This window comes from Helicobacter anatolicus, assembly GCF_021300615.1.
GTDB lineage: Bacteria > Campylobacterota > Campylobacteria > Campylobacterales > Helicobacteraceae > Helicobacter_H > Helicobacter_H anatolicus.
In genome coordinates, this window is the sequence record NZ_JAJTMY010000005.1 from 1 (window position 1) to 26,279 (window position 26,279).

25 protein-coding genes and 6 tRNA genes are annotated in these 26,279 nt (G+C 32.6%); 16 read left to right on the forward strand and 15 right to left on the reverse strand.

The features are described from left to right. Nucleotides 1-69: 69 nt before the first annotated feature. The 5 genes from LW133_RS06605 to LW133_RS06625 all read right to left on the reverse strand — a co-directional run bounded on the left by LW133_RS06605 (nucleotide 70) and on the right by LW133_RS06625 (nucleotide 7,030). The gene (locus LW133_RS06605; RefSeq protein WP_233077706.1) at nucleotides 70-546 is read right to left on the reverse strand and encodes a GNAT family N-acetyltransferase; all 477 of its coding nucleotides are present in this window, start codon (nucleotides 544-546) and stop codon (nucleotides 70-72) included. Nucleotides 547-777: 231 nt separating this feature from the next. Then, nucleotides 778-2,163 carry a phosphomannomutase/phosphoglucomutase gene (locus LW133_RS06610; protein ID WP_233077631.1) on the reverse strand — a complete coding sequence of 462 codons (1,386 nt, stop codon included), beginning with the start codon at nucleotides 2,161-2,163 and terminating at the stop codon, nucleotides 778-780. A gap of 2 nt (nucleotides 2,164-2,165) precedes the next feature. Beyond that, nucleotides 2,166-4,496 carry a tetratricopeptide repeat protein gene (locus LW133_RS06615; protein WP_233077633.1) on the reverse strand — a complete coding sequence of 777 codons (2,331 nt, stop codon included), beginning with the start codon at nucleotides 4,494-4,496 and terminating at the stop codon, nucleotides 2,166-2,168. A 50-nt stretch (nucleotides 4,497-4,546) separates the two neighbouring features. Further along, nucleotides 4,547-6,637 (reverse strand): TonB-dependent receptor, encoded by a 2,091-nt coding sequence (locus LW133_RS06620; RefSeq protein ID WP_233077635.1) that lies wholly within the window; start codon nucleotides 6,635-6,637, stop codon nucleotides 4,547-4,549. A 302-nt stretch (nucleotides 6,638-6,939) separates the two neighbouring features. Further along, nucleotides 6,940-7,030, reverse strand: a tRNA-Ser gene (locus LW133_RS06625). 146 nt (nucleotides 7,031-7,176) lie between these two features. On the opposite strand from LW133_RS06625, the gene fabD reads away from it, so the two are divergent. The 6 genes from fabD to flgE all read left to right on the forward strand — a co-directional run bounded on the left by fabD (nucleotide 7,177) and on the right by flgE (nucleotide 13,549). Next, a complete protein-coding gene (fabD, locus tag LW133_RS06630) occupies nucleotides 7,177-8,106 on the forward strand; it encodes an ACP S-malonyltransferase (protein WP_233077637.1) in 930 nt (309 codons plus the stop codon). A 9-nt stretch (nucleotides 8,107-8,115) separates the two neighbouring features. Further along, nucleotides 8,116-8,805, forward strand: coding sequence for a 5'-methylthioadenosine/adenosylhomocysteine nucleosidase (locus LW133_RS06635; RefSeq protein ID WP_233077639.1), 690 nt, complete (start codon nucleotides 8,116-8,118; stop codon nucleotides 8,803-8,805). Next, entirely contained in the window at nucleotides 8,802-9,278 is a 477-nt protein-coding gene (locus LW133_RS06640; RefSeq protein ID WP_233077641.1) for a type II secretion system protein, read from the forward strand. The genes LW133_RS06635 and LW133_RS06640 overlap by 4 nt, the downstream gene beginning before the upstream one ends. Then, on the forward strand, nucleotides 9,253-9,687 hold the full coding sequence (locus tag LW133_RS06645; protein ID WP_233077644.1) for a pilus assembly FimT family protein: 435 nt from the start codon (nucleotides 9,253-9,255) through the stop codon (nucleotides 9,685-9,687). Before LW133_RS06640 ends, LW133_RS06645 begins: the two co-directional genes overlap by 26 nt. Before the next feature lie 49 nt (nucleotides 9,688-9,736). Then, entirely contained in the window at nucleotides 9,737-11,170 is a 1,434-nt protein-coding gene (gene glnA, locus LW133_RS06650) for a type I glutamate--ammonia ligase (protein ID WP_233077645.1), read from the forward strand. A 228-nt stretch (nucleotides 11,171-11,398) separates the two neighbouring features. After that, nucleotides 11,399-13,549 (forward strand): flagellar hook protein FlgE, encoded by a 2,151-nt coding sequence (flgE, locus tag LW133_RS06655; RefSeq protein ID WP_233077646.1) that lies wholly within the window; start codon nucleotides 11,399-11,401, stop codon nucleotides 13,547-13,549. Between the two features lie 52 nt (nucleotides 13,550-13,601). Here flgE and argJ read toward each other — a convergent pair whose 3' ends face one another. Next, nucleotides 13,602-14,819 (reverse strand): bifunctional glutamate N-acetyltransferase/amino-acid acetyltransferase ArgJ, encoded by a 1,218-nt coding sequence (gene argJ / locus LW133_RS06660; RefSeq protein ID WP_233077647.1) that lies wholly within the window; start codon nucleotides 14,817-14,819, stop codon nucleotides 13,602-13,604. A 110-nt stretch (nucleotides 14,820-14,929) separates the two neighbouring features. On the opposite strand from argJ, the gene LW133_RS06665 reads away from it, so the two are divergent. Then, entirely contained in the window at nucleotides 14,930-16,852 is a 1,923-nt protein-coding gene (locus tag LW133_RS06665) for a hypothetical protein (RefSeq protein ID WP_233077648.1), read from the forward strand. 3 nt (nucleotides 16,853-16,855) lie between these two features. Here LW133_RS06665 and LW133_RS06670 read toward each other — a convergent pair whose 3' ends face one another. Genes LW133_RS06670 through tatB form a run of 6 tightly spaced genes read right to left on the reverse strand, consistent with a single transcriptional unit; the run spans nucleotide 16,856 to nucleotide 20,245 of the window. Beyond that, nucleotides 16,856-17,248 (reverse strand): hypothetical protein, encoded by a 393-nt coding sequence (locus LW133_RS06670; RefSeq protein ID WP_233077650.1) that lies wholly within the window; start codon nucleotides 17,246-17,248, stop codon nucleotides 16,856-16,858. Beyond that, complete coding sequence (locus LW133_RS06675; protein WP_233077652.1) at nucleotides 17,245-17,442, reverse strand: PP0621 family protein; 198 nt, start codon at nucleotides 17,440-17,442, stop codon at nucleotides 17,245-17,247. The genes LW133_RS06670 and LW133_RS06675 overlap by 4 nt, the downstream gene beginning before the upstream one ends. Next, nucleotides 17,439-17,987, reverse strand: a complete 549-nt coding sequence (gene rsmG, locus LW133_RS06680) for a 16S rRNA (guanine(527)-N(7))-methyltransferase RsmG (protein ID WP_233077654.1) — start codon at nucleotides 17,985-17,987, stop codon at nucleotides 17,439-17,441. The genes LW133_RS06675 and rsmG overlap by 4 nt, the downstream gene beginning before the upstream one ends. Further along, complete coding sequence (gene queA, locus LW133_RS06685; protein WP_233077655.1) at nucleotides 17,984-19,000, reverse strand: tRNA preQ1(34) S-adenosylmethionine ribosyltransferase-isomerase QueA; 1,017 nt, start codon at nucleotides 18,998-19,000, stop codon at nucleotides 17,984-17,986. The genes rsmG and queA overlap by 4 nt, the downstream gene beginning before the upstream one ends. Next, nucleotides 18,997-19,749 carry a twin-arginine translocase subunit TatC gene (tatC, locus tag LW133_RS06690; RefSeq protein ID WP_233077656.1) on the reverse strand — a complete coding sequence of 251 codons (753 nt, stop codon included), beginning with the start codon at nucleotides 19,747-19,749 and terminating at the stop codon, nucleotides 18,997-18,999. Before tatC ends, queA begins: the two co-directional genes overlap by 4 nt. Continuing rightward, the gene (gene tatB, locus LW133_RS07390; RefSeq protein ID WP_269843765.1) at nucleotides 19,742-20,245 is read right to left on the reverse strand and encodes a Sec-independent protein translocase protein TatB; all 504 of its coding nucleotides are present in this window, start codon (nucleotides 20,243-20,245) and stop codon (nucleotides 19,742-19,744) included. Before tatB ends, tatC begins: the two co-directional genes overlap by 8 nt. Before the next feature lie 124 nt (nucleotides 20,246-20,369). On the opposite strand from tatB, the gene LW133_RS06700 reads away from it, so the two are divergent. Both LW133_RS06700 and LW133_RS06705 read left to right on the forward strand, forming a co-directional pair. After that, entirely contained in the window at nucleotides 20,370-21,215 is an 846-nt protein-coding gene (locus LW133_RS06700; RefSeq protein ID WP_233077658.1) for a fumarate hydratase, read from the forward strand. Nucleotides 21,216-21,225: 10 nt separating this feature from the next. Beyond that, a complete protein-coding gene (locus tag LW133_RS06705; protein ID WP_233038257.1) occupies nucleotides 21,226-21,780 on the forward strand; it encodes a Fe-S-containing hydro-lyase in 555 nt (184 codons plus the stop codon). On the opposite strand, the gene LW133_RS06710 is transcribed toward LW133_RS06705, so the two are convergent. Beyond that, nucleotides 21,777-22,001, reverse strand: a complete 225-nt coding sequence (locus LW133_RS06710) for a YdcH family protein (protein WP_233077660.1) — start codon at nucleotides 21,999-22,001, stop codon at nucleotides 21,777-21,779. The genes LW133_RS06705 and LW133_RS06710 overlap by 4 nt on opposite strands. Before the next feature lie 171 nt (nucleotides 22,002-22,172). Here LW133_RS06710 and recO point away from each other — a divergent pair, with 171 nt between their 5' ends. The 7 genes from recO (at nucleotide 22,173) to LW133_RS06745 (ending at nucleotide 23,823) form a co-directional block, all read left to right on the forward strand. Further along, on the forward strand, nucleotides 22,173-22,787 hold the full coding sequence (recO, locus tag LW133_RS06715; protein ID WP_233077662.1) for a recombination protein RecO: 615 nt from the start codon (nucleotides 22,173-22,175) through the stop codon (nucleotides 22,785-22,787). Further along, nucleotides 22,788-23,276: a CinA family protein gene (locus LW133_RS06720; RefSeq protein WP_233077663.1), complete on the forward strand. Its 489-nt coding sequence runs from the start codon at nucleotides 22,788-22,790 to the stop codon at nucleotides 23,274-23,276. It begins immediately after the preceding gene. Between the two features lie 78 nt (nucleotides 23,277-23,354). After that, nucleotides 23,355-23,430: transfer RNA gene (locus LW133_RS06725), tRNA-Lys, on the forward strand. Nucleotides 23,431-23,455: 25 nt separating this feature from the next. Further along, nucleotides 23,456-23,530, forward strand: a tRNA-Glu gene (locus tag LW133_RS06730). A gap of 31 nt (nucleotides 23,531-23,561) precedes the next feature. Next, nucleotides 23,562-23,637, forward strand: a tRNA-Val gene (locus LW133_RS06735). A 7-nt stretch (nucleotides 23,638-23,644) separates the two neighbouring features. Then, nucleotides 23,645-23,721, forward strand: a tRNA-Asp gene (locus LW133_RS06740). A gap of 26 nt (nucleotides 23,722-23,747) precedes the next feature. Next, a tRNA-Glu gene (locus LW133_RS06745) sits at nucleotides 23,748-23,823 on the forward strand. On the opposite strand, the gene LW133_RS06750 is transcribed toward LW133_RS06745, so the two are convergent. Together LW133_RS06750 and LW133_RS06755 are read right to left on the reverse strand one after the other, a co-directional pair. Continuing rightward, nucleotides 23,824-24,525, reverse strand: coding sequence for a hypothetical protein (locus LW133_RS06750; protein ID WP_233077664.1), 702 nt, complete (start codon nucleotides 24,523-24,525; stop codon nucleotides 23,824-23,826). Continuing rightward, nucleotides 24,522-26,279 carry a peptidoglycan D,D-transpeptidase FtsI family protein gene (locus LW133_RS06755; protein ID WP_233077665.1) on the reverse strand — a complete coding sequence of 586 codons (1,758 nt, stop codon included), beginning with the start codon at nucleotides 26,277-26,279 and terminating at the stop codon, nucleotides 24,522-24,524. The genes LW133_RS06750 and LW133_RS06755 overlap by 4 nt, the downstream gene beginning before the upstream one ends.

Consider the following 26,279-nt stretch of genomic DNA (forward strand, 5'->3'; position numbering starts at 1 on the left):
TGCCAAAATTCAAAAACCTCAAAACCATACGGAGTATTTTTAATTTATCTCGTAAATAATTTATAGCTATTAAATTTCCAGCTCCATAAAAATGGTATCAAAAAATACCACCTCTCCTTGAAGCTCTACTCTACAACACTCCTCTTTTAATTTCATAAAACCAAACCTATTATATAAAGAGATTGCCTTATATTGGGACTTGCTAACATGTAATGATATTTTTTTAAAGCCTCTTTTTTTAACATAAGATTCTATAAATTGTAGTGTTGCTAAGCCGTATCCTTTTGATTGATATTTTTTTGCAATATGAAATTTACACAACTCCACTTCTTTAGGTTGCAGTTTTTTTACCCCACACATTCCTATTAATTCCTTCTCTCTAAAAACACCAAAAAAACCTCCACCGTTTTTTTGAATCTCTCTTACTGTGTCTTTAAAATCTGGCAATAAATCCAGACGTTGTATAAAACCTAGTGGATTATCTTTAATACACTGAGTATACAATTTTTCTAAAAGCGGCAAATCTAGATATCTAATTTCTCTAATCTGTAACACAATTAATCCATATGATTTTATTTTTAAAATAATTATTGTATGAAAAAGAAGATAATAAACCCTCGCTTTAAGCGAGGGAACATAAGGAAGACGATGTAAAAACTAAATTTTATTACTTTAAGAATAACTACAAAACTTCTTTGTAGCACGAGGGAATTATAACAACTCTTTCCTTAAAATAAAATAAAAATGATAATGATTATTAAAATAATATAATAATTATTATTTTAATCCATCTACCTCCAATAAATCAATAAGTTTTTTCTTATAAAACAAAGCATTTTTCTCATCTGAAGCCTCAAAGCGTGTAACAAGCACAGGAGTAGTATTGCTCGCACGCACGAGCCCCCATCCTTTTTCAAAAATCACACGCACGCCATCAATATCTACAATATCCAAAATCTTGGGAAAATCTATAGGAGGATTTTTTAATTTTTGCTTTAATTTTTCAATCAAAATAAATTTTTGTTCCTCTGTAACGCTAATTTTTTCCTCAGGTGTTGCAAAAATTTTAGGCAATATGCTAATCATCCCCTCTATCTCATCAACACTATAACTCAAAAATAATTCTAAGATTCTTAATCCTGCATAAATTGCATCATCATAGCCAAAATAACGATCATTGAAAAAAATATGTCCGCTCATTTCTACTGCCAAATCTGCATCAAGTTCTTTAAGTTTTACTTTTAAATTGCTATGTCCTGTCTTATACATGAGACTTCTACCAAATGTATTAATTGTATCATACATAATTTGCGAACATTTTACTTCGCCAATAACCAATGGATTTGGCTTTTGCTTAGCAATTTCTCTTCCAAATAAGATTCCTAGTTCATCTCCTTTAAAGCTATGATTCTTAGTAAGCAATGCAATACGATCTGCATCTCCATCAAAAGCAAGAGCTATAGAAATATCCTTTTCTTGCATTACTTTTTTAAGGTCTTGTAAATTTTTTTCCTCGCTTGGATCTGGATGGTGATTTGGAAAATTACCATCTGGATTTTCATACAAAGCTTGATGTTTAACATTCAAAGATTTTAAAATCTTTTGCATTGCAATGCCCCCCACACCATTTCCATAGTCTAATGCAACAATATGTTGAAAATCCCTAAGTCTTACAAAATGCTTACTTAAATAATCCACATAAACACTTAAACCATCAATATCTTGCAAATCTCGATCGGCTTCTTTATAAGTAGGCATAAAATTTTCTATCTTTTGTTTCAAACCCTGAATCATATGTCCATAAAAAGGTTTTTGATCTATAGTGATCTTAAAACCATTATATTCTGGTGGATTATGAGAACCTGTAATCATAATAGAACTTGTAATTTTTAATTTTTCGATTTGATTAAATACACAAAAATATGCCACTGGAGTAGGAATCATCCCTAAAGAAAAAACTTCAATACCGTTATAAATCAAGCCATCACTCAACCATTTTAACAATTCTTTAGAATGCACTCTTGCATCATAACCTATATAAACCTGATTTTGCCCCACTTCTTTTATTGCTTCAGCAAGATAATAGCCAATTGCAAATACATTACCTCTATCTAAATCTTTTTGAAAAACTCCTCTAATATCATACTCTCTAAATATACTCATCTTTACTCCTTTAGTAAATCCTTGCTTTTTTCACACAAAATTTTCCAAGATGACTCCGCAACAATATCTGTGCATTGTTGCAATGAATTAGCTGCTGATACCTTTTCTCCTAGTTTTAATTCCAAATCTGCTTTCAAATAAAACGCCTTTTGTTTTTCAGAATCTCCTAAGTTTTCATCAACCAGTTTTGCAACAATCCCATAGGCTTTTTGAAAATCATTATTTTCTTTTAATGCATCAATCCATATAAACTCTACAAATGGTGTATAATCCTTTATTTTATGTTTTTCCTGTAATTCATAAAGCTTTTGCGCATACACAAGTTTAGCAGTATTAACATTTGTATTTTTCTCCAATAATGTAACATAGACCTTAAGCATTCTTTTGTCACCTTCAAATCGTTTTTCAAGCTCTCCGTATATTTTGATAGTATCGGGAGAATTTAAGCGATTTAATGCATCAAACATTGTAAATAAAATATCCCTATATTGTGGTTTTTTCTTTGCCTCTGCTAAACTTAAAACATCCTTACTTGCCAAAATACTATTTTGATATTTTCCAAGTTTATAGAGATTTTTTGCATCGCGATAAAGCCAATCTAAATAAAGTGGAGATTCTTTATTCTCCATTTCTTTTTTTACTAAATTTTCAGCCTTGGAATTAAAATGTAACGCATAAAGACAATCAAATGCTTGCATTTTATTCTCAATATATTTAAAATCCTCAATCTCAGCTAAATATTGAGAAATCAATGAACAATGGCCTTCTTTAATATTTTGATTAATTAAAAGTGCCAATGCCTTATTGTAGAGCTCATTATCTTTTGGCAAAACTTTTTTCATATTCAAAACTTCTTCATACTTATGCTCATTAATAAGTATCTCTGCTTTTAGTGTAGCAGCTTTCAATGCTTCGGGAGTATTAGCATATTTTTGCAAAATATAGTCATAACGCTCTATTTTTTCTTTATCACTACCACTAACCTTAAAAAGCAATTTGTCATCTCGCGAAAGCACTTCTTTTGCCCCTGGATACCCATCATATTCTTTCAAATACTGCAAATTTACCTTATGTGCATCATCAAATTGCTGAGATTTTTCATAAAATTTTCCAAGCAAAAACAATATTTTTTCATAAGAAGATTCTTCTTTATTGATATGATCTACAAATTTTTGCCCTATTAATGCTGCAATTTTATACATTTGCTTTTCACTCAAAAATGCCAAAAGTCTCACAGATTTATCCTGCTCTTTTGCAAAATATTCAGGATGAGTTTTTACAACCTTATCAAAAAGCTCTTCTGCATTTTGTATATGATTATTTTGTATTTCAAAAATTGCCCACTCAATTGCAATTTCAATTGCATCATTAGTGTTTTTTGTTTCCTGATAAGCTTGAGAAAAATAAATACGCGCTAAACCAGTATTTGCCCCTTGCGCCAGTTGAGAAGCAATTTTCATTTTAGAAAGAGGTGCGAAACGATCTTCTGGATACTCATCAATGATTCTACGATAATAATACATAGCTTCACTAGGGAATTTTAAATGCATATAAGTTTTACCTAAAATAAAAAGCACTTCAGGAACGCTAGAATCCGAAGCATAATGGTTAATCCAATTATCCCCATAATCTATCACGCTATCATAACGCTTTAAATGATATAACGCTTTAATTTGAAAAAATAATAAATCTTTTGCAAAAAGTGTATTTGGAAATTTTTTAAAAGTTGCAGCAATTGCATTTAAAGCTGGTCCATAAGAGTTGCTTTCAATAAAATCTTTCACTTTAAGATATTCCAAATAATCTGCACCAAGCGATGTAATAACAGGTTTTTTATCGGTATCAATCTCTCCGATATAATGATATTTATTTTCTGCAAGTTCAATAGGAAAATTAATCCCTCTATTCTTATTTTCTGAAAGAAATGGTATTTCTTTATCATAACCCACAATTTGCCAAGTTTTAGATAACCCTTCTTCTACACCAAGAAAAAAACCACTTTCTTGAATATCATCAGGAATATAAAAAAGCTGCTGCTTATACTTATCTTTTTCTTTAATAATGAGATGAAATTTTTTGTCAATCATCTGATAAGACACATCAAAAAATTTTGTATCAAATGGCAAAAAACCACTTTCTGGAATAGAATCTATAATACATTGTACAAAGCTTGAACGCCACTCCTCTCTCAAAATACTTTTGCATTTAAAAGGACTATTATGCGTAAGTGTAATAATTGAAAAAGGTTTGCCTTGTTCTTTACCATAGGATATATCAATCTTTAAGGCATGTAGTGATACAACCAAACAAAAAAACAAAAAAAGGCTTCTCATTTATACAAAAATCCTGCGATTAGTTTCAGTCAAAAAGGATACCATAAAACTCAATAATTTACTAGAAATTTTACCCCAATATTCACAGGATTCCCTACAACAAATGCTTTACCCTTCTCATTCCATAAAGCTGTTGTAATATAGCGCGTATCAGTAAGATTTTGACAAAATAATGCCACTTGGTATTTTTTGCCAAATTCATAACTCAATGCAGCATCAAGCAAAACAAAAGCTTTTTGTATCAACTCTTTTTCTCTATTAAAATCATCTAAATAATATAAGCTAGTAAAATGTGAAAGTATAGAGAGAATTAAAAGATGTCTTTGTTTTTTGAATAAAAAAATATCAAAACCAGTATCAAAACTTAAGACAGGAGAGAATTTTGGCCTTAAGTTAGAGAGGTCATATTCTCCAACTTTTCCTAAAATTGTAATACTTCCTTTGTTTTTTCCACCATTAAAAAATTTCGATGTTCCTATGTTAAGATTTGTAAAAAAATTAAAATATCTACCTGTATAACTTATCTCTAAATCAAGCCCCATGGCATACGCATTGCCGATATTTTTTATACTTTTGTAATAACCCACCCCCACATAGCTTTGTGTATTTGTTCTCAAGATTCCATAAAATGCACTCTTAAATTTCAAATGATTATTTAGTAAAAAAGTCTTATTTCCTACTTCTATGCTGTAAATTTGTTCAGAATAATAAGGAATGGTATCTGTATCTGCAAAAGGAAATTTAGAAAATCCTCCTGGTTTTGTAGAGTTAGAAAGCTCTACAAAAAAGTTGCTATAAGGTTTAAAATGATAAAAGAGGGAAATTCTTGGATTAATTGCATGAAAAAATTCAGAATCTTGATAGGGCAAAATATCCGTAACTGGAGGATGTTTGGAGATAATAAAATTATGAAATAATTGATAACGCAACCCTGTATGCAAAACCCATTTTTTAAACGGGATAGAAATATTTGCAAAAATTGCAGCAGTATTTACATCTTCTTTTGCATCCCAATTTCCGCTATATCCCAAAACCTCTGTCGGAACATCTTTCATACCATTATCTATTACAAGATATTTATAATAAATTCCTAGCAAGCTCTCCATACCATTTTTATAATTGGTTTGCAGTTTTGCCTCACCAATAATTTGCGTAGTATCATAATAATATCCATCATTTTTTTCATCTTTCACATAAATACCTGGATAAGAATTAGCTAATGTATTATTTTTTTGCAATGCACTTACAATGCTTAGTGTAGAATTATTCATAAAATAATCCATTTTTAAGCTTAGATGATGTGCATATAAATCAATATATGGAGTCTTATTTAGAATCTTATCTTGTATCCCTGAAGAAAAATCTTCCCAACTTATCCCCTCATTACTCGGTAATTTTAAATTATCAATTTGTGATTGAGTGAGAAAAAAATCCTTGCGACTAAAAGTTTTATAAAAACTATAATTTGCATTTAATAATATATTTTCTGTTGCTTGATAATACAAACTAGTTCCCATAACAAAAGAATCGCTATAATTAAGCATTTTGTTAGTTATAGGATCTTTAATAAAACCATTGTCTCGAAGATATCTAAAATGTATTTTTCCCCATAATTTATCTTTTATAAGATTCCAACCCACTTGTGCATTTATATCTTCTTGAAGGACAGAAGCCTGCAAACCCAAATAAGCATAATTTTTTTGCATAGGATTTTTTGTGGTAATAGAAATCAATCCAAGCGGGGCATTTTCTCCATACAAAAGCCCCTCACTTCCATTAATTAATACAATATCTTCAATATCTGAGAGATTTTGAATTAAAAAATTAGGACTTTGAGGAATTCCATCAACATATACTCCCAAAACAGAAGAATAATAATCTGGACTAGAAATACCCCTAAAAGAAACAAGTGGAAAAGTATCAGAACCCTGTGCATAAATTTTCAAATTTGGAAAATACTTTACTAAATCTGTCGTAGATTTAATAAGGTATTTTTCTATATCTTCACTTTTGACTTTTGAACTTGATTGCTCTTTTTCCACACGACTTAAAAGTGCAGAATCTTCAATATTTTTTATTTCCTCAAGCACGAATTCTTGTGCCAAAACAACACTACCAATAAAAAAGAAAATTTGCTTCATCTTTGTTCCTTAAAATATTTTTAGAGAACAAATGCAGAGGTCTATAGAACAGAGTTTTAAGCATTCCCGACGCTAGCATTATCTAGATCCGGTGCGGTCTAAGCTACAAAGCTTACTCTCAACCTATTTATAGGCTCCCGTCACTTGTGAAAAAATTATAGCAACAATTCTAAAATTTAAAAACTAATCGTATTTTAAAGACACAAAAATCTATGTTACCAGGAATTGTAATATCAAAAAAATTTTAATTATTGCATTTAAGGGGCTTAGAGAGATTTTAGAATTAGTGTGAAATGAGTAAATGGCGGACAGGGAGGGATTCGAACCCTCGGTAACCTTGCGGCTACGCATCCTTAGCAGGGATGTGGTTTCAGCCAACTCACCCACCGGTCCTTTGCCTTTTCTAGTTCTGAACAACTAGAGATGCTATTGTAAAATAATTTTTATAAAATAAAACTTAAAAAAACAATTTTTATAACTTTTTAATAGGAAGTTTGATACAATCTAATTAAAAAAATTATTTTATTTAGGAAAAAACTATGAATTATGCCTTTATTTTTCCTGGTCAAGGAAGTCAATCCATCTCTATGGGAAAAGATTTTTATGATAATTTTGACTTAGCTAGAGAACTTTTTGAAAAAGCAAGCAATATTCTTAATATCGACATGAAAAAACTTTGCTTTGAAGAAAATGAACTTTTAAACCAAACACAATTTACTCAACCTGCAATTTTCCTTGTCAGCTATATTGCACACACAATTCTACAACAAGAATCTCCAATACTAGCACATTTAGCACTTGGACATTCGCTAGGAGAAATTAGTGCTATTTGTGCTGCAAATGGTTTAAAATTTGAAGATGCTATTGCTTTGACACATAAAAGAGGAATGCTCATGCAACAAGCTTGTGAGGGAAAAGATGCAGGAATGATGGTAATTGTGGGGCTTGAAGATTCGGTTTTAGAAAATTTTTGTGCACAAAAAAGAGAGGAAGGAATGTCGGTTTGGTGTGCCAACTACAATGGTGAGGGACAAATTGTACTTGCTGGAAAAAAAGCAGATTTAGCACAGCTTGAATCTCCTATCAAAACACTAGGAGCAAAACGCGCTTTATTGCTTCCAATGTCTGTAGCAAGCCATTGTCCCTTATTAGAAAGCATTAATAAAGATTTTAAAGAAATTATCACCCCTATTTTGATGGATAATTTTTCTCTACCAGTAATTTCTAATGTTACTACAAATCCCTATAATACAAAAGAAGAAGCGCTAGAAGTCTTAAGTAATCAACTCACAAATCCTGTATTATATAAGCAAAGTATCTATAAAATAGATTCTGAAATTGATGCATATATTGAATTTGGTCATGGTAGTGTTCTTAAAGGATTAAACAAACGCTTAAGTCAAAAAGAAACTTTTAGTATTTCAGATACTACTTCTTTAAAAGAAGTTTTAGAAAAATTACACAAATAAGGCAAAAAAATGATTATTGGTATCATTGGGGCTATGCAAGAAGAAATCACCCCTTTATTAAAAATGTTTCAAGATTACAAAATTCATAAAATTGCAAATAATACTTTTTATGAAATCACCCATAAAAATATTAAAATTTTTATTGCTTATAGCAAAATTGGTAAAGTGCATGCAAGTATTACCGCCACTACACTCATTACACTTTTTAAATGTGAAAAAATCATTTTTAGTGGAGTTGCAGGAGGCTTGCATCCTGATTTAAAAGTGGGAGATTTACTGCTTGCAACAAAACTTTGTCAGCATGATGTAGATATCAGTGCTTTTGGTCACCCCCTAGGCTTTATCCCTGAAAGTAGTATTTATATTACAACAGATTCTACACTCAACAATCTTGCTAAACAAATTGCACAAAAAAAGGGGATTTTACTAAAAGAAGGAGTTATTGCTTCTGGAGATCAATTTATCCACGATGCCAATAAAAAACATTTTCTCATTAAAGAGTTCAAAGCAGATGCTGTTGAAATGGAAGGTGCTGCTGTAGCAGTAGTATGCAATCTTTTTAATATACCATTTTGCATTTTTAGATCCATTAGTGATAGCGCAGATCAAGAAGCAGATATTAGCTTTGATACTTTTTTAGAACAAGCAGCAAATACTTCAGCAATTTTTGTTAAAGAAATTATAGAAGCATTAGTATGAAAAAATCCCCTCTTCATTCATCAAAATCTATGCAACCTGCCTTTAGTATGATAGAACTTGTTTTTGTTATTGTGATTTTAGGAATCATTGCAAGTATTGCTATTCCACGATTTTCACTCACGCGCAGTGATGCACAATACGCTGCAATCCTTGCAGACACACAAAATATCCTCAATGCAATGCAACAAAAATTTATACTAGAAGATCTACAATCCTCCCAACTTAACGGCAATACAATTATGCAAACAACAGGGCTTAGCCCCACAAGATGGATTGCCACAAATACAGGCGTAAAACTTGCAAAAAACAATGCTATTGACATGCAAAATAACTGCCTATCCATTGATTTTATATCCAACAACCTTGTTTTAAAAGTAGATTCCACTATCACTTCGCCACTTTGTCAAAAACTTCTAATAGCTTATCCCACACCAATTACAATCCCTCTTGAAACTTCCAGCATCAAATTCTAACGCTTTTATTTTATTAGAAACACTCTTTGTGATTCTACTTTTAGGCATCATTGGTATTTTTATACTAAAACATGCCTCTTTTAAAGAAACACTTTGCAATTATCGCATCACACAAAATCTACAAAATTTTCAAAATCATCTTGCAAATCTTTTCACCACTGCATATTTTGCAAGAAAATCTGTGCAAATCCAAGATATTCAAACTATTTTTAACCAACACAATATCAAAAATACCCCGCAATGCTCCCTACTCCTTGATCCAAAAAAACTCATTATCAATGTCAAAAACCACAACCTAAAAACCATCTTTTATATCACGCCAAAAAATCTCGCCACACATCCACAAATAAAATGTCTTTTTAGCAATTCTCTTTGCAAAAAAATCCATCATCGCATATCTAATAAATAAAAAAATAAATGCTAAAATAACTTACTAACATTAATAAAAAAGGAAGGTTATGGAGTCTATACAATCCCAAATTAAAGATTTTTTTGAATTTTGTGAAAAAAATGAAGTAGAGTTTGTAGATTTTAGATTTAGTGATATCAAAGGGGTTTGGCACCATCTTGCCTACCATATTAATGCAATTGAGGAGGAAATGTTTCAAGAGGGTATCCCTTTTGATGCAAGTTCTATGCAAGGTTGGCAACCAATAGAAAAATCTGATATGCTATTAAAACCAGATTTAGTCAGATATTTTATCGACCCCTTTAGTGCAGATTCTACCGCTATTGTGTTTTGTGATATTTGGGATATCTACAACAATACTCCTTATGAAAAATGCCCTAGAAGTATCGCAAAAAAAGCAATGGCCTACCTCAAAGAAACAGGAATTGGTGATCAAGTATTTATCGGTGCAGAAAATGAATTTTTTATTTTTGATGATGTGAGAATCAAAGATTCTGTGAATTCACAATACTATGAGATTGATAGCGAAGAAGGGGAATGGAAAAGAGATAAAGCAATGGAAAATGGCATTAATATCGGGCATCGTGCTGGTACTAAAGGTGGATATTTTCCCGTCCCTCCTGTAGATAGCATGGTAGATATTCGTGCAGAAATTGTGAAGGTATTGCATCAAGTGGGACTTGAGACTTTTGTAGTCCATCATGAAGTAGCACAAGGACAAGGAGAAATTGGCGTAAAATTTGGAGACTTATTAGAAACTGCAGACAATGTGCAAAAACTCAAATATGTCGTAAAAATGGTTGCTCACCTCAATGGAAAAACCGCTACTTTTATGCCAAAACCCCTATATGGTGATAATGGAAGTGGAATGCATACCCATGTAAGCATTTGGAAAAATCAAAAAAATATTTTTTCTGGAAATCAATACCAAAACCTCAGTCAAGACGCATTATATTTTTTAGGCGGTGTGTTAAAACATGCAAGATCAGCCGCTGCCTTTACTAATGCCTCTGCAAATTCTTTTAAAAGATTAATCCCAGGGTTTGAAGCACCCTCTATCCTCACATATTCCGCCAACAACCGCAGTGCTAGTGTAAGGATTCCCTACAATAGTAAAGGCAAAAGTGCGCGTCTAGAATTTAGATTCCCAGATAGCTCTGCAAACCCCTATCTTGCATTTTGTGCTATTCTCATGGCAGGACTTGATGGCATGCAACAAAAAATTGATGCAGGTAACCCTATGGATATCAATCTCTTCAAACTCACTCTTAATGAAATCAGAGAAAAAGGTATCAAACAAATGCCTCATACCCTAAGAACCGCTCTTGAAGAAATGCTTCTTGATCGCGAATATCTCAAACAAGGTAATGTCTTTAGTGAAGATTTTATCCAAACTTATAAAGATGTAAAATTTAGAACAGAAGTATGGCCTATTGAAGCTCGCCCTCATCCTTATGAATTTATCATGACTTATTCTTGCTAATTTCAAGCTGCTCTCCCTTATTTTTTAATATATAAAATATAAGGGGAATCTTTTTTTATATTACCTCAACAGATTTTTTACTTACGAAATTTTTTTACTCAACAGGATTTATGTATTTTCTTGCAAATATCTTCAAAAATCAAATATTTTCCTTAAATTTTACCTATTTAATTAACTAATGGAACACTTATTGCTTTTATTTTACAAATTTTTTATAAGGATTTGAATATGTTACGATCACTTTGGTCTGGTGTAAGTGGTATGCAGGCACACCAAATAGCACTTGATGTAGAAAGCAACAATATCGCAAATGTCAATACTGTGGGATTTAAATACTCTAGAGCATCATTTGTTGATATGATATCACAAACCAAGCTTATGGCAACTTCTCCTTATCAAAATGGACTAGGTGGGCAGAATGATTTTTCCATCGGCCTTGGAGTAGGGGTAAACAGTACAACAAAAGTTTTTTCTCAAGGTAATACGCAAAATACAGATGTAAAAACAGATCTTGCAATCAATGGTGAAGGATTTTTTATTATTAGTCCCGATAGAGGTGTTTCACAAAATTTTACAAGAGATGGACAATTTTTATTTGATGCAAATGGAAATCTCGTAACCTCTGGAGGTTATGTCGTACAAGGATGGCTCAAAGATGATTTCAAGAATGCTTCAAAAATGACAGAAGATGACTTTTTTAAAGTGGACAATACTAAACCAATCCAAAATATTCAAATCGACCCTGCAATGGTTATGCCTGCACGCGCAAGTAGTAAAATCTCATTAAGAGCAAATCTTAATGCTGGAAGACATGCAGAGCAAATTGCGAATTCTTTTGCATTAGATTCTACGACAAAAACCCCTGCTGATGGTGTAAATCCTATTTATGATTCTGATACCACTCTCACACAAAAAGCTGAAGATTTTGGTGCATTATTTAATCAAAATGGAGATGCATTTGGCCTAACAGAAAATCAAGGAATTTGGATAAGCTATAAAACTGCTGAAATGACTAATGAAATTGAAGATTCTGATGAAGAAAGCATGATTGAAATCAATGATACTCGTATTTCTTTTACTAACGATTCTGCAACCACTGGCATTTCTTCTTTAGTTGCGGCACAAAATGCTGTCAATGCACTCAAAGATCAAACCGGTGTAGAGGCTTTTATTGATAATAATATGTTGAGACTACAAAATAAAAATGATCTTGATGGTGATGAGCGTGTAAAAAATATTCGTATCACTATGGATGGAACTGGTGCTTTTGCAAACTTTTTAGAAGGTGATGCGGATATTACATCATTCAGATATCGCTACACCACTTCAGGAAGTCCTGATTCTGGAACAGGACAATTCAGAACTACAGAAGATTTACGCGCATTAATGCAATATGATGCAAACCTTATTAAAGATCCATCACAACCCTATGCAGACAGCACTGCAAGCGTTTCTGTAAAACTAAATGAATATGGTATGTTTGAAATTATTAATAAAGATAATGGTGATGAAATCAAGCAAAATCTCAATATTTTTGTAAGTAGCTATGCTTCTGAAAATGTCACAAGCAATATTTTATTTAAAGATACAATGAGAGCACTTAATACTGCGGCACTTGTGGAAGGTGGGGTATCTGCATCCACTGCAAAAATCACTCATGCTATTCATAGTACAAGTGTAGATATTGTAGATAGTTTGGGTACAAAACATATGATTCGATTTGAGTTTTACAAGACTAATCAAGCAGAATGGAGTTTTAGGGCCATTGTTCCTGAACCATCTGAAATTTATGGTGCATCACCATCTCGTCCTAATATCTTTGAAGGTGGAACCGTAAAATTCAACTCTGATGGAAGTTTAGCAGGAATGAACCCACCAATCATTCAATTTGACCCCAAAAATGGTGCAGATGCGCCACAAAGAATTGATCTAGCATTTGGAAAAAGTGGTGGTTTTGGTGGACTTACCAGCGTAGATAAACAATCCGAAACTTACGCAATCAGCCAAAATGGCTACCAGGCAGGAGATTTAGTAGATATCCGATTTGACTCTAATGGCTCATTATTAGGTGGATTTAGCAATGGAAAAACTGTAGCACTTGCACAAGTAGCACTTGCTAACTTTGCCAACAACGCTGGCTTACAGGCCATTGGTGAAAATGTTTTCTCTACAAGTGGTAACTCTGGGGATCCTATCATAGGTGCAGCAAATACAGGAAGAAGAGGTAGTGTTTCAGGATCAAAACTTGAAATGAGTAATGTGGATTTAAGCCGTAGTCTCACACAATTAATCGTTGTTCAAAGAGGATTCCAAGCAAACTCCAAAGCTGTAACAACTTCTGATCAAGTTCTCAACACTCTATTAAATCTAAAACAATAATTTTTTAAAGCATCTTAAAGATGCTCTTAATATTTTGCGGATTTAAAACTTCTTAACTCCTGTAATCCGCATTAATTTTTACATACTCATAACCTAAATCACATCCATAAGCTAAATATCTCGCCTCACCAATGCCCAAATTACATCGAATCAAAAAGGTTTCTTTTTGCATTTGCAAACTTGCTTTTTTTTCATTTTCTTTATCAAATAAAATTACACCTTTATCATAAACTAAAACATCACCAATAAAAATTTGCAATTTTTTTGCATCGCAAGTAATTTGACTAGCGCCAATTGTCGAAGCGATACGCCCCCAATTTGGATCCCCCCCAAAAATTGCTGTTTTTACAAGCAGGGAATTGCTAAGCGCTTTTGCTGCCTTCATAGCCTCAAAATCATTCTTTGCCTCGCACACTTCAAAACCAACAAGCTTTGTGCTCCCCTCACCATCTCTTACAATATCTTTTGCTAGCTTTTCCATCACCATAATTAAAACTTCTTTAAAAATTTCAAGGTCTATATCATCTACTTTTGCACTTTGTAATAACATCACTGTATCATTTGTACTCATGTCTCCATCTACACTAATAGTATTAAAGGTTTTTTCCACGCACTCTTCTAATAATGTCTGCGTTTTTTCTTGTGGCAATTTTGCATCCGTAGTAATAAAACATAACATTGTTGCCATTGATGGCTGTATCATCCCTGCACCCTTTGCCATAGCACCGATTCTAAATCTCTTACCATCAGGACAAACAACTTCAAAAGCTACTTCTTTTTCGTAACGATCTGTCGTCATAATTGCTTGAGCTGCACGAAAATGAGAATCTTCATCTTTGTTTATAAAATTTATATGGCAAAAACTCTCAATAATCTTTTCTTTCGGCAAATAACATCCAATAACCCCTGTGCTACACATAATTGGATTTTGAATCTGTGGATATTTTTCTTGTAACTTTTCCATAATCTCACAAACATCATCCACTCCTCTTTGTCCTGTCATAGCATTTGCATTCTTTGTATTAATCAAAATAAAATTACTCTTTTTACCATGAACATAATTTTTAAAATGTACAATAGGAGCGGCTTGAAATTTATTTTTTGTAAAAGTTGCATAAACCATGCAAGGCTCCTGCATAAAAATATACCCTATATCAAGCTTAGGATTGCCATTACTATCCAACTTTCTAAGCCCTGCACTATACCCATCAGCCACAAAACCTTCTGGGGCACATACCCCTTTTTTTATCGGATAAATCTCATATTCCATTATTTTTTCCTTAAGAAAACTTTTATTTTGGCGATTATATCTTATTTAAAACTTTTATTTTTGTAATTTTTTAAATACAATTAGACTTTTTAATATTTGATAGAGGCGCAATGATTAAAAAAATTTTTGGAATTTTATTGTTAGCTTTGGTAACACAAGCAGCTACTATCGATCCAGCATATAGCGATGGATATAGCGATGGATATAGCGATGGACTAAATACCTTTCTTTATCAAGATGAAGTTTTTTTACTCAAAAAAAACAATCAGTCCCAAGCCTATGAAGAAGGATATCGTCGAGGGTATCAAGAAGGATTCAATCAACCACAAGCATCAATTGACACTTCGTTTGAAACTCTACCTCCTGATCCCAAAGAAGAGAAAAAAAGAAAACAAAAAGAAAAAGAAGAGAAAGCACGTAAGGCAAAAGAAGCAAAGGAAGCAAAAAAGCGTGAACTGGAAGAGAAAAAACGCCTAGAAAAAGAAAGAAAACAAAAAGAAAAAGAAGAGAAAGCACGTAAGGCAAAAGAAGCAAAGGAAGCAAAAAAGCGTGAACTGGAAGAGAAAAAACAAAAAGGAAAATCAACCAATACAAATCAATCAATCTCAAATGCCACAAGACCTGAAAATACAAGAACACAAAGATCCTATGCACAGCAAAATTATAATCCTATACCAACAAGACAAACTAATAACACTCGCTCCAATTATCCACAGACACAACAAAATATAAATAGACCCATAAATACACAACAAACTCAAAGAAATTTTCCTAATTCTATGCCAAATACCACAAATCTACAAAATAATATAAAAACAAATTACCAAACCAATCCCTCACAATTCCAAGCACCAAACACCAATATAGATCCTTACCAACAAGGCTATCAAGAAGGCTATCATGATGGAAGCAAAAATACCTATGATACTTATCAAAAAATGTTTAATCTAGGCTATCAACAAGCTCTACGCCAAGGATATCGCCAAGGATATCAAGATGGAATCAAAAACTCCAATAAAACTGCTCAAACAAATTTTACCCCGAACTACCAACAAACCCCACAGGTTCAAATAAGAAACAACTTAGCAAATCCAAATATTAATCAGCAAACCACACAACAACAACTTGCAAATAGAAATAGATCACAACAAACATTTACAAACACCCCTACACCAAATCAAACAGAAGCTATTACACTTAACATGCACACTCCTTCTAATCCATTACAGGATAATAAACCCACTCTACCACAAAATAAAAAGCAAAATACTCTCTTAAAATCTAAACAAGAAAATCCAAAAGAAGCAATACAAACAGAAAAAGAAACACAAAAACAGAAAAAAGAAGAACAAAAACGCTTAGCAAAAGAGCTGAAGGAAAAAGAGAAAGAAGAGAAAGAAGAGAAAGCCCGCTTAGCAAAACTTGAAAAAGAAAGAAAAAAACAGGAAAAAGAGGAACAAAAACGTCTAGAAAAAGAGAAAAAAGAAGCCGAGGAAGAAGACGATGATGACCAAAGAGATATATCCTTAATTTTAAGCATTGGTGGAGGCGTAGGATTTAACACAATACCCACAAAACAAAATGAATTAAAATATTCAGGTAATTTTAATTTTGAAATTGGTGGCTTTAATTATTTTCATACATATTTTGGTATTCAATATTATTATGGCTTTAATAGTGGTTATTTTGAAATGACACAAGATTCTTCATTCTACAAAATCATTCATACAAATCACTCTTTTAATTTTGATTTGATATTACCTGTTTATAGCGCTTCTTCTATTGCATTAGAGTTTTTACTAGGCGCTGGGGTTGGCATCAATATGGATTTTTACAACTATTCTGTGATGCCTGATATGATTTTTGACATTAGAGCAAATTTTGGTTTTAGAACAATGTTTTTTCAAGAATTTGGATTTGAAATCAAAACCCATATTCCTATCTGGGGTACAGATATCATTACAAAAACTTCCACTCCTTCCTTCACCCCCTATGATTTAGGAGTAAATTTTGTCTATATGAAACATTTTTAAATCTCAACCCTCCACTCGATCTTTTTCTAGAAATTGCTCAAAAATAACCCCATCAATACCCATTTGAGCAATTTCTTCAATTTCTTCAATTTCTTCAATAATATACAAGATCTTTACATCCAACATATAAGATTCTACAATTTTTTGATACCTCTCTGGAGCTTTTTGCAACAAAACATACTTTGCGCCTAGACTTGCATACACCAATAAATCTTTTACACTATCAATACGCACCGCATAAGAAACAGAATTTTGTAAACAATGCCTAGATAAAGAATACATCTTATCATCACGAACATCAAACCACACTATCCCCTCCGTTCTTTCAATTTCCTCAATCTCGTTAATTTTGCTAAATTTTTCCGAAGCAATTGCATAATATCCGACAATAATCATTGATTTTCCCTTTTGCATTTTTTGGAGCAATATACCCTACCCCCCTTATAAAATGCCTCATTACTACTTATAAAAGTACCACACCCTTGGCACTCCAACATCACCAATTCTTGCGATGTCTTTTTCTTATTTTTACTACCGAAAAAATACCAAATCACTACACACACTAATGCAAATAAAACTAAATACTTCAAACCTTTTTCCTTTCATAAAAATAAATTCTCTGATCTTTTTGTATGTATTTTGAGACATCATCTACAATCTCTTGATGAAGATTTTCACCTTTATAAAACAAATAATACCCCTCATCACTTAAAAAATTCTGCGACAAAGCAATAAGTTTTTGTGTTGCCATCAATGCTCTTGAAGTAATAAGATCCACAACAATACACTTATCCATCTCTTCAATACGCTTTTTATACACTTTAACATTAACAAGCCCTAGTTCCATACACATATATTGTAAAAAAGCATAACGCTTTTGTCGTGGCTCAACAAGAAAAAATTGACTTTCTTCTCTACAAATTGCCAATGCTATAGCTGGTAATCCTGCACCACTACCAATATCCATACATTTTTTAAATGGCTTAATAAATTCTAATGGAAAAATACTATCTAAAAGATATGTCTGAATAATTTGATAATCAAGATTTCCACCTAAATTATGTGTTTTATTCCAAAAAAGTAAAAACTCCGTATAAATATCAAATTTTTTTTTCATCTCTAAGCTAATATTCATACAATCAACATCCCATCTCCATAGGAATAAAAACGATATTTTTTTCTTATAGCTTCCTGATAAACTCTATGACAATTCTCAAGCCCTATCATTGAAGCAACAAGCATAATCAAGCTCGACTTCGGAAGATGAAAATTTGTCAATAAAGCCTGTGCTTTTTTAGGAGGGTTTCCGCAATGTAAAAAAATATCACAATCTCCAAAAAAATCATCTTCTTCAATAGAATCCAAAAACTCCACAGAACGCAAAGCCGTAGTCCCTACACATAAAATTTTTTGAGAATTTTTAATTTTTTGCATACTTTCTTTGGAAACCTTTAATGTCTCTTTATGAATTTTATGCTCTCTGATATCTGAAGCTTCCACGCCAATAAAAGTTCCTGCCCCTACATGTAAAGTTAAAAAAGCCGTTTGATAGTTTTCCAATGCGTATGACTTCATGGATTCTGAAAAATGTAGAGAAGCTGTAGGTGCAGCAACAGCACCATAATAACTTGCAAAAACACTTTGATATTCTACGAGATCTATTTTCTCATCTTCTCTTTTTATATAAGGAGGCAAAGGAATATGTCCAATTTCTTCAAACATTAAAAAAATATCAAGGATTTTTTGCTCTTCCTTAAAAAACTCCACAATCCTAAACCCCCCATCAAACATTGCCTTTACTTTTGCTTGATACCCTTGAGCTAAATAGATCACATCACCTATTCTCACCCTACCTCTCATCTGTACCAAAAATCCCTCTTTCAGAGCCTTATGAAAAAAAATTTCAATCTTAGCACCTGTTTTTTTTTCTCCATAAATTCTTGCTTTAATAACTTTAGTATCATTAAAAACTATCAAATAATCTTTAGGTATAAAGTCAAAAAGATTTTTAAAACAAACATGCTCTATACTTCCTGTATCTTTATAATAAATTAATAATTTTGCATCCTCTTTATTGGTAAGAGGGTATGTAGCAATTAATTCTTGAGGCAAATCATAATCATAGCTTTCTAGTAAAAACTCTTTCAAGACCCCTCTTCTCCCTCTTCCTTATCTTCTGCTTTTTTCTCCGGATTTACAAATCCAACAATAAGAATAGATAAACCATAAAGTCCAATCAATGGCACTGCCATAAGAATTTGGGATAACACATCAGGAGGGGTAACAATTGCTGCAACAATAAAAATTAATACAATAGCATATTTAAAATTTCTTTTTAGCGTTTGGTCAGTAATGATATCAATTTTTGCCAAAAAATATGCCAAAACCGGCAATTCAAAAGCAATTCCAAATCCCAAGATAAAGCGTGTAAAAAAGGTAATATAATTTGCTGCTGTAATATTAGCAGTAAACTCATCATTACCAAACATTAAAATATATTTAATTGCATAAGGAAAGGCTAAAAAATATGCAAATGCCACTCCAGTAAAAAACATCAAACTACCAAAGAACACAAAAGGTAAAACAAGTTTTTTTTCATGTTTATAAAGTCCAGGAGCAACAAATTCCCAAATTTGCCAAAAAATCACAGGGATTGATAATCCTAATGCAACAAAAAAACTTACTTTCAATGCCACAATAATACCTTCAGCAGGGGCAGTTTGTATAAGCATTCCTTGCACTTGATGATCAAATGCAATTTCAATCGGCTTTTTAATTACCTCAAAAATATCCCTCCAAAAATTAAAACAACAAATAAAAACAACAATCAAGGTGCCTACAGCAATCATTAATCTTTTACGCAAATCTTGAATGTGTGGTTTTAAATCTTCAAACATTCTCACCCTCTTTTATTGGTTTAAAACTAGTTTTCTTGCCTATATTAGGAGTAGCGTTATTTTTCTTTCTATCACTTTCTTTAGAATCTTCTTGTGTCTGCTCTTCTTTTTCATCTTGAGAAACTATAGAAGAATTAGTTTCTGTATTTTTTTCTTGTGTTTCATTTTTTTGAATATTTTGAGCAATCTCTGTGATATTTTCTTGCACTTCTTCTTTATATTCTTTAAACATTTCATTAATATCTTGCAATTGTATTTCTTTTGTCACTTTATCAAAAGTATTTTCAAATTGTGCTTTATATTCCAAAGCTTCTTTTTTAATTTCACTGATTTGCAACTCTTTATCAAAGGTCTCTTTGGCATCATTGATGTTTTTTTTAATCATTTTAAAAAACTTTACAATATCTACAATAAGCTGTGGCAATTTATCAGGTCCTAAAAAAATAATTGCCACCACTAAAATTACCAATATTTCAAAAATATTAAATCCAAACATTACAGACCTTAAAGTAAAAAATCTTTACAATTTTATAATATTTTTTAAAATATTTATAGCAAGGGATAAAAATTTTAAAAACATTACTATAATGAATGAAATCAACATTTTTAAAGGATAGGATATGAGAGAAATTCACTGCGACCTAATTACTCAAGAAATAAAAAACCTCTGCATAGAGGCTTGTTGCATCCAAACACCAGATATCAAAAAAGCTTTTCAAAAAGCTCATAATACCGAAACCTCTCCTCTTGGAAAAAGTATACTTAGTACTCTTATAGAAAATGGAAAAATTGCAGAAACAAAAATGAAGCCCATCTGTCAAGATACAGGAATGTGTGTTGTTTTTGCAGAAATCGGACAAGATGTACACCTTGTGGGAGGAGATTTTGAATCTGCTATACAAGAAGGTGTAGCACAAGGCTATATGCAAGGATATTTACGGAAATCTGTTGTAAATGATCCTCTTTTTGAAAGAAAAAATACAACCAACAATACTCCTGCAATTATTCACACAAAAATTATTCCAGGAGATAAAATCCATCTTACTGTAGCTGCAAAAGGTTTTGGGAGTGAGAATAAAAGTATTTTAAAAATGTTGGTACCTGCTGATGGAATCCAAGGAGTAAAAAAGGTTTTTTTGGAAGCAGTAAAATTAGCTGGACCTAATGCATGCCCCCCCATGGTGCTTGGTGTAGGCATAGGAGGCACAATGGAAATGGCAGCAATTCTAGCAAAAAAAGCTGCTATTCGTGCTATTGATTCTAAAAATCCCGATCCAAATTATGCTGCACTCGAAGAAGAATTATTACAACTTGCCAATCAAACTGGGGTTGGACCACAAGGACTTGGCGGCATCACCACTGCATTTGGTGTTAATATAGAATGGTATCCCACACATATTGCTGGGCTACCTGTTGCTATTAATGTTAATTGCCATGCAGCACGTCATGCACATAAAGAAATCTAAGGAGAAAAATATGGCTACTATAAAAATTCAAGCACCCTTTACAAAAGAAATCGTAAAAACTCTTAAGGCAGGAGATAATGTCCTTATTAGCGGCACAATTCTTGCTGCTAGAGATGCGGCACATAAAGTTCTAACTGAAACCCTAGCACGCGGAGAAAAACTACCAATAGATCTCACAAATCAGACAATCTATTATCTTGGACCAAGTCCTGCAAAACCTAACGAAGCTATCGGCTCCGCTGGTCCTACTACAAGCGGTAGAATGGACAAATATACCCCCACAATTATTGAACAAGGCATTAGTGCAATGATTGGCAAAGGCTACCGCTCTAAAGAAGTGATAGAATCTATGATCAAACATCAAGTAGTTTATATGGTTGCCGTAGGTGGCGCTGCTGCACTAATTTCTCAAAGTATTAAAAAATATGAAGTTTTAGCTTATCCAGAACTTGGACCAGAAGCTGTGGCAAGATTAAGCGTGGAAGATTTTCCTGCGATTGTGGCAATTGATTGTTTTGGAAACAACTTTTATGAGATAGGGCAAAAGCCCTATCAAAAAATCTAACTTTTTTGTTTTTTGAATTCCATAATCATGGCATAAATTTCGTCTTTTAGGCGAAGTTTTTGCTTTTTAAGATTCTCAATTTCAATATTACTAAGCATCTCAATGCCAGATGCTGCATTTTGTATCCTTTGATCCAATGCATTGTGCTCATTAAAAATTTTTTCGAAATGCGCATTTTGCCCTTTTAGTGTTGTGATTTCCTCACGATGCTCATGAAACATATTAGCTCCTTTATAATTTAATATATCTTAATTCTAATATACCAAAATAATTTTAAAGCCACAAATATAAAATATAATAAAACTTTTACAATACTAAAAAAATGCTTTTTTACACAATTGCTATATAACAATCTACCACTATTGTATAATTACAAAAACTTAAGGCAAAACTTGCAGGGCTATATTATCAACATCACCCCACAAAAAAATGAAGATATTATTACAACTATTCTTACGCCCACAAAAATCAAAAAACTCTACCGTTTTTATGGTGCCAAACATAGCATTATACAGCTTGGTAAAAAAATTGATTTTGAAGTAGAATATAATGGAGTTTTTCTCCCCAAACTTCGCAATATCACGGGATTAAATTTTCCCTGGGAAAGAGACATGAATCGCTTAAGAATCTGGCAATATTATCTCCAACTACTCCATAAACATTTTTTTGATATCGAAGAAGTTGATGAAGGATATTATCAAATTTTAGATTATGGTGCTAGCAAACTCTATCATCAAAACCCCATCCGCGTAATTTTAGAAATGTATGCCATGCTACTCCATCTAGAAGGAAGAGTGCCCAATTCTTTTTGCTTCATCTGCACTTCTCCTCTTGAAGACCACATTCATCTTGCACGCGCTTTTTTGCCTGCACATACTCATTGCATACACTCACCTTATATTTTTAACAAGGATTTAATTTTGCAATATCTTCACCAAAAGAGCACAATTTTTCTCAATGATACGCAAGTCCAACATCTCTGGCAAATTCTTATACAAGGAATCTAAATGAAAAAAAATTTTTCAAATGCTCAAAAAATTGTAAAAAAACTCATAGAAACAAAACAAACGGTTAGTTGTGCAGAAAGTTTTACTGGGGGTTTAATTAGTCATTGCATTAGCCAAATCCCCAATGCATCACAATGTTTTTATGGTGGAATTGTTAGCTATAGCAATCAAGCAAAAAATACACTATTATTTATCCCTAATCTTGCTATTGAAAAATTCAATGCAGTGAGTAAAGAAATTTTAGAACTTATGTTAAATGGCGCACTAAAGCAATTTCATACAGACTTTGCACTTGCATCTACTGGCTTTGCTGGTCCTGATGGAGAAAATGTAGGAAAAATATTTCTGGGTATAAAGCATAAAAATGGAGAAAAAAGGCTTATGGAATATCATCTTGATGGAGATAGAAGACAAATACAAACACAAGGTTGTATACTAATTCTACAAGAATTCTTGCTTTACCTTAATTTTTTTTCAAAAACTTCTTGACTTTATGAAAAAAAATTTATATAATTCTGCTTCCTAGTTTGAAGAACAGCACTCGGTAATAACTTGAAATTTTTTTATGACCCGTTAGCTCAGTAGGTAGAGCAATTCCCTTTTAAGGAATGGGCCGTTGGTTCGAATCCAACACGGGTCACCATTTGTTTCATTTTAAGTGTAGAAGTGGCCCCTTCATCTAGCGGTTAGGATACCACCCTTTCACGGTGGCTACAGGGGTTCGAGTCCCCTAGGGGTCACCACTTTTACCTCCTAAGTTACTTCACATTGTTTGGTCGCTTAGCTCAGTTGGTAGAGCGCTACCCTTACAAGGTAGATGTCACAAGTTCGAGTCTTGTAGCGACCACCACCTCTTTGGAGCGGTAGTTCAGCTGGTTAGAATACCTGCCTGTCACGCAGGGGGTCGCGGGTTCGAGCCCCGTCCGCTCCGCCACTCTTAAATATTTTCAATTTTAGTTAGACCCCTTCATCTAGTGGCCAAGGATACTACCCTTTCTCGGTAGGTACGGAAGTTCAAATCTTTCAGGGGTCGCCATCAATCTTTTTTGATAATATACGGCACACCTCTAATTCCTGTTTGCCCAATAATCCTGGTATGGTTTTTTACAAAACTCAAATCTATCTTTTCACTACCTGCAAAACTGCTTCCAAAAGCCTTTTTGAGAAATATAATTTTTTTATCCTGATCTTTAATTTTTATGATTTCATTATAAATTTTAGCAGCACGATACATCGAATCTTGCTTCAAAAATCCTACAAATACAATAAAAATACTCTTATAATCTTGCAATATTTGTTCAATATTTTCCATCTCCTGCTTGCAATAAACACAATTTGCATCCAAAACAAAATATATGCTTCCTTTTCTACCTCTTCCTTGTAACGCGATCCAAGATTCTTTTGGTGTGTTGTTCAAAATCTTAATATCTGTATTTTTTTGATTATGCTCTAAAGTTTTTTTATAAAACTCGCGTACCTTATCCTGATAAGTTTCACTACTCAAAATTAAAGGCTCACCAATCCCCATAATATTTTTTCCATCATTGGTTATAAAAATTGGTAATTGTGTGCCATTTTTTTGCTCGACAATAGCTATGCTAAGTCCTTTATTTAACTCCTGTACTTCAACAACCTTGACTGCTATATCTTCACTATCAAAAGCCTTTACTATATTTTCCCAAACATTTTCCGCAAATAAGATTCCGCTTATTAATACTATGCAACATATTTTTTTCATTTACTTCCTTGTAAAAAATTTTGTTTTTGCATCACTTGTACAATTTCTTTAAAAACAGGAGCCGCGGTCTGGCTTCCATAATAATCTTCCTTACCATGCGTCCCAAATGCTACAATACCAATTACATAAGTCTTTCCACCACCTTTTACAAAACCAAAAAATGAGCCATTGTAAAGATTATCATAACCACCACCTTTTTTTACAATTCTTGCAGTCCCTGTCTTCCCTCCTATTACTAATCCATCTACCCTCGCTTTTCTTCCCGTTCCCTCTTCTACGGTTTTAATAAGTATTTCTTGCATCTTTCTTGCTGTAGGCGCAGATATAGCTTGCTGTTGCTTAAATTGTGGTCTATAGATCTCTCCTGTAGGGCTAACAACTTTTTTTACTAAATGAGGAGTAACCAAAACGCCATCATTACAAAACACCCCATAAGCACGCAAAAGTTGTATAAAAGTAGTAGTTAATCCATAACCATAAGATGCACTAGCCTTATAAATTTCACCTGAAAGTTTTTTGGCACTAGGAATAATTCCATTGCGCTCATAGGGTAAATCTATCCCACTAAATTCTGAAATTCCAAATCTTTTAAATCCATCATAAAATTCTTGTCCTGAAAGTTTTTTGGCCAATTTCACCATGCCCACATTACTAGATCGTATCAATACGTCTTGTGTAACTGAATTCTTTGCAGGAAAAGTATCATCTTTAATTGTATATTTTCCTAATTGATAATATCCCTTATTCAAATCAATAGACTCTAAAGGGTTGATTAACTTCTTGTCCAATAAAATTGAAAAAACAATAGGCTTTATCGTACTTCCGGGCTCAAAAGGTTTTTCAGTAACTGCTGCATTTAGAGCACTATGTGAAATAATATTTTTAGGATCAAAACGATTAGTGCTTGCAAGTGCCAAAATTGCACCAGTTTGTGGGTCCATCACACCTGCTACAATCTCATCTACTTGGTATTTTTCATAAAAACTATCAAGCACGACTTCCACTCTTCTTTGAAAACTCAAATTAATATGTAAATAAATATCTGATCCATCAATTCGATCTTTCAAAATTGCAGCTTTATTTCGAATAATATTTGAACGAATATCTTTTACTCCGCTCTCTATACCATTTTGACGAGGAAAAAGCTCTTCATTATAATATTTTTCAAGCCCCTTGATTCCATCTGGTATTGTCATGCCTTTATATTCTCTTTTTTGCGTATACCCCAATATAGGCTCTAAAACATCCACATAAGCATAACTTCTATTGATTCCACTTACTTCTACATCAATACCCATTTTTTGTACAATTCTACCGCTACTATCTTGATATTCCCTAAAAACATCATAAGCTAAAAGCTTACTTCCCAACTGCTTTAAATTTGTAGCAATATTTGCTGGAATATTATAAGACAAAACAATATAACCTTTTTGCTTAAGCTTTGCTACAATTTCTTGAGCGTCAATTCCGCTATAAATTGAAAAAAGATTAACAAAAAGTTCTCTTTTTTCAGGACTAATAGAAAAAGTATTAACACTTACTTTGTAGAGAATCTGACTAGATGCAAGATTAAAATCATCATTGCTATAAATAGATCCACGAGCAGCTGCTTCAATTTTTTTAGTCTTCCAAAATGGAGTACGACTAGGATTAAGAATCTTTTCCATCATCAAAAAAGATAAAAATAACGCAGCAAGACAAAAGACTAAAAAGACTAAAAAGACTTTAATAACCTGTTTGCTTTTTCCATCCAT

What these genes read in the sequence shown, in the direction of transcription:
- LW133_RS06610 (WP_233077631.1), bottom strand. Translation starts at nt 2,163, where the DNA reads ATGAGTATATTTAGAGAGTATGATATTAGAGGAGTTTTTCAAAAAGAT.
- LW133_RS06615 (WP_233077633.1), bottom strand. Translation starts at nt 4,496, where the DNA reads ATGAGAAGCCTTTTTTTGTTTTTTTGTTTGGTTGTATCACTACATGCC.
- LW133_RS06620 (WP_233077635.1), bottom strand. Translation starts at nt 6,637, where the DNA reads ATGAAGCAAATTTTCTTTTTTATTGGTAGTGTTGTTTTGGCACAAGAA.
- fabD (WP_233077637.1), top strand. Translation starts at nt 7,177, where the DNA reads ATGAATTATGCCTTTATTTTTCCTGGTCAAGGAAGTCAATCCATCTCT.
- LW133_RS06635 (WP_233077639.1), top strand. Translation starts at nt 8,116, where the DNA reads ATGATTATTGGTATCATTGGGGCTATGCAAGAAGAAATCACCCCTTTA.
- LW133_RS06640 (WP_233077641.1), top strand. Translation starts at nt 8,802, where the DNA reads ATGAAAAAATCCCCTCTTCATTCATCAAAATCTATGCAACCTGCCTTT.
- glnA (WP_233077645.1), top strand. Translation starts at nt 9,737, where the DNA reads ATGGAGTCTATACAATCCCAAATTAAAGATTTTTTTGAATTTTGTGAA.
- flgE (WP_233077646.1), top strand. Translation starts at nt 11,399, where the DNA reads ATGTTACGATCACTTTGGTCTGGTGTAAGTGGTATGCAGGCACACCAA.
- argJ (WP_233077647.1), bottom strand. Translation starts at nt 14,819, where the DNA reads ATGGAATATGAGATTTATCCGATAAAAAAAGGGGTATGTGCCCCAGAA.
- LW133_RS06665 (WP_233077648.1), top strand. Translation starts at nt 14,930, where the DNA reads ATGATTAAAAAAATTTTTGGAATTTTATTGTTAGCTTTGGTAACACAA.
- LW133_RS06670 (WP_233077650.1), bottom strand. Translation starts at nt 17,248, where the DNA reads ATGATTATTGTCGGATATTATGCAATTGCTTCGGAAAAATTTAGCAAA.
- rsmG (WP_233077654.1), bottom strand. Translation starts at nt 17,987, where the DNA reads ATGAATATTAGCTTAGAGATGAAAAAAAAATTTGATATTTATACGGAG.
- tatC (WP_233077656.1), bottom strand. Translation starts at nt 19,749, where the DNA reads ATGTTTGAAGATTTAAAACCACACATTCAAGATTTGCGTAAAAGATTA.
- tatB (WP_269843765.1), bottom strand. Translation starts at nt 20,245, where the DNA reads ATGTTTGGATTTAATATTTTTGAAATATTGGTAATTTTAGTGGTGGCA.
- LW133_RS06700 (WP_233077658.1), top strand. Translation starts at nt 20,370, where the DNA reads ATGAGAGAAATTCACTGCGACCTAATTACTCAAGAAATAAAAAACCTC.
- LW133_RS06705 (WP_233038257.1), top strand. Translation starts at nt 21,226, where the DNA reads ATGGCTACTATAAAAATTCAAGCACCCTTTACAAAAGAAATCGTAAAA.
- LW133_RS06710 (WP_233077660.1), bottom strand. Translation starts at nt 22,001, where the DNA reads ATGTTTCATGAGCATCGTGAGGAAATCACAACACTAAAAGGGCAAAAT.
- LW133_RS06720 (WP_233077663.1), top strand. Translation starts at nt 22,788, where the DNA reads ATGAAAAAAAATTTTTCAAATGCTCAAAAAATTGTAAAAAAACTCATA.
- LW133_RS06750 (WP_233077664.1), bottom strand. Translation starts at nt 24,525, where the DNA reads ATGAAAAAAATATGTTGCATAGTATTAATAAGCGGAATCTTATTTGCG.
- LW133_RS06755 (WP_233077665.1), bottom strand. Translation starts at nt 26,279, where the DNA reads ATGGATGGAAAAAGCAAACAGGTTATTAAAGTCTTTTTAGTCTTTTTA.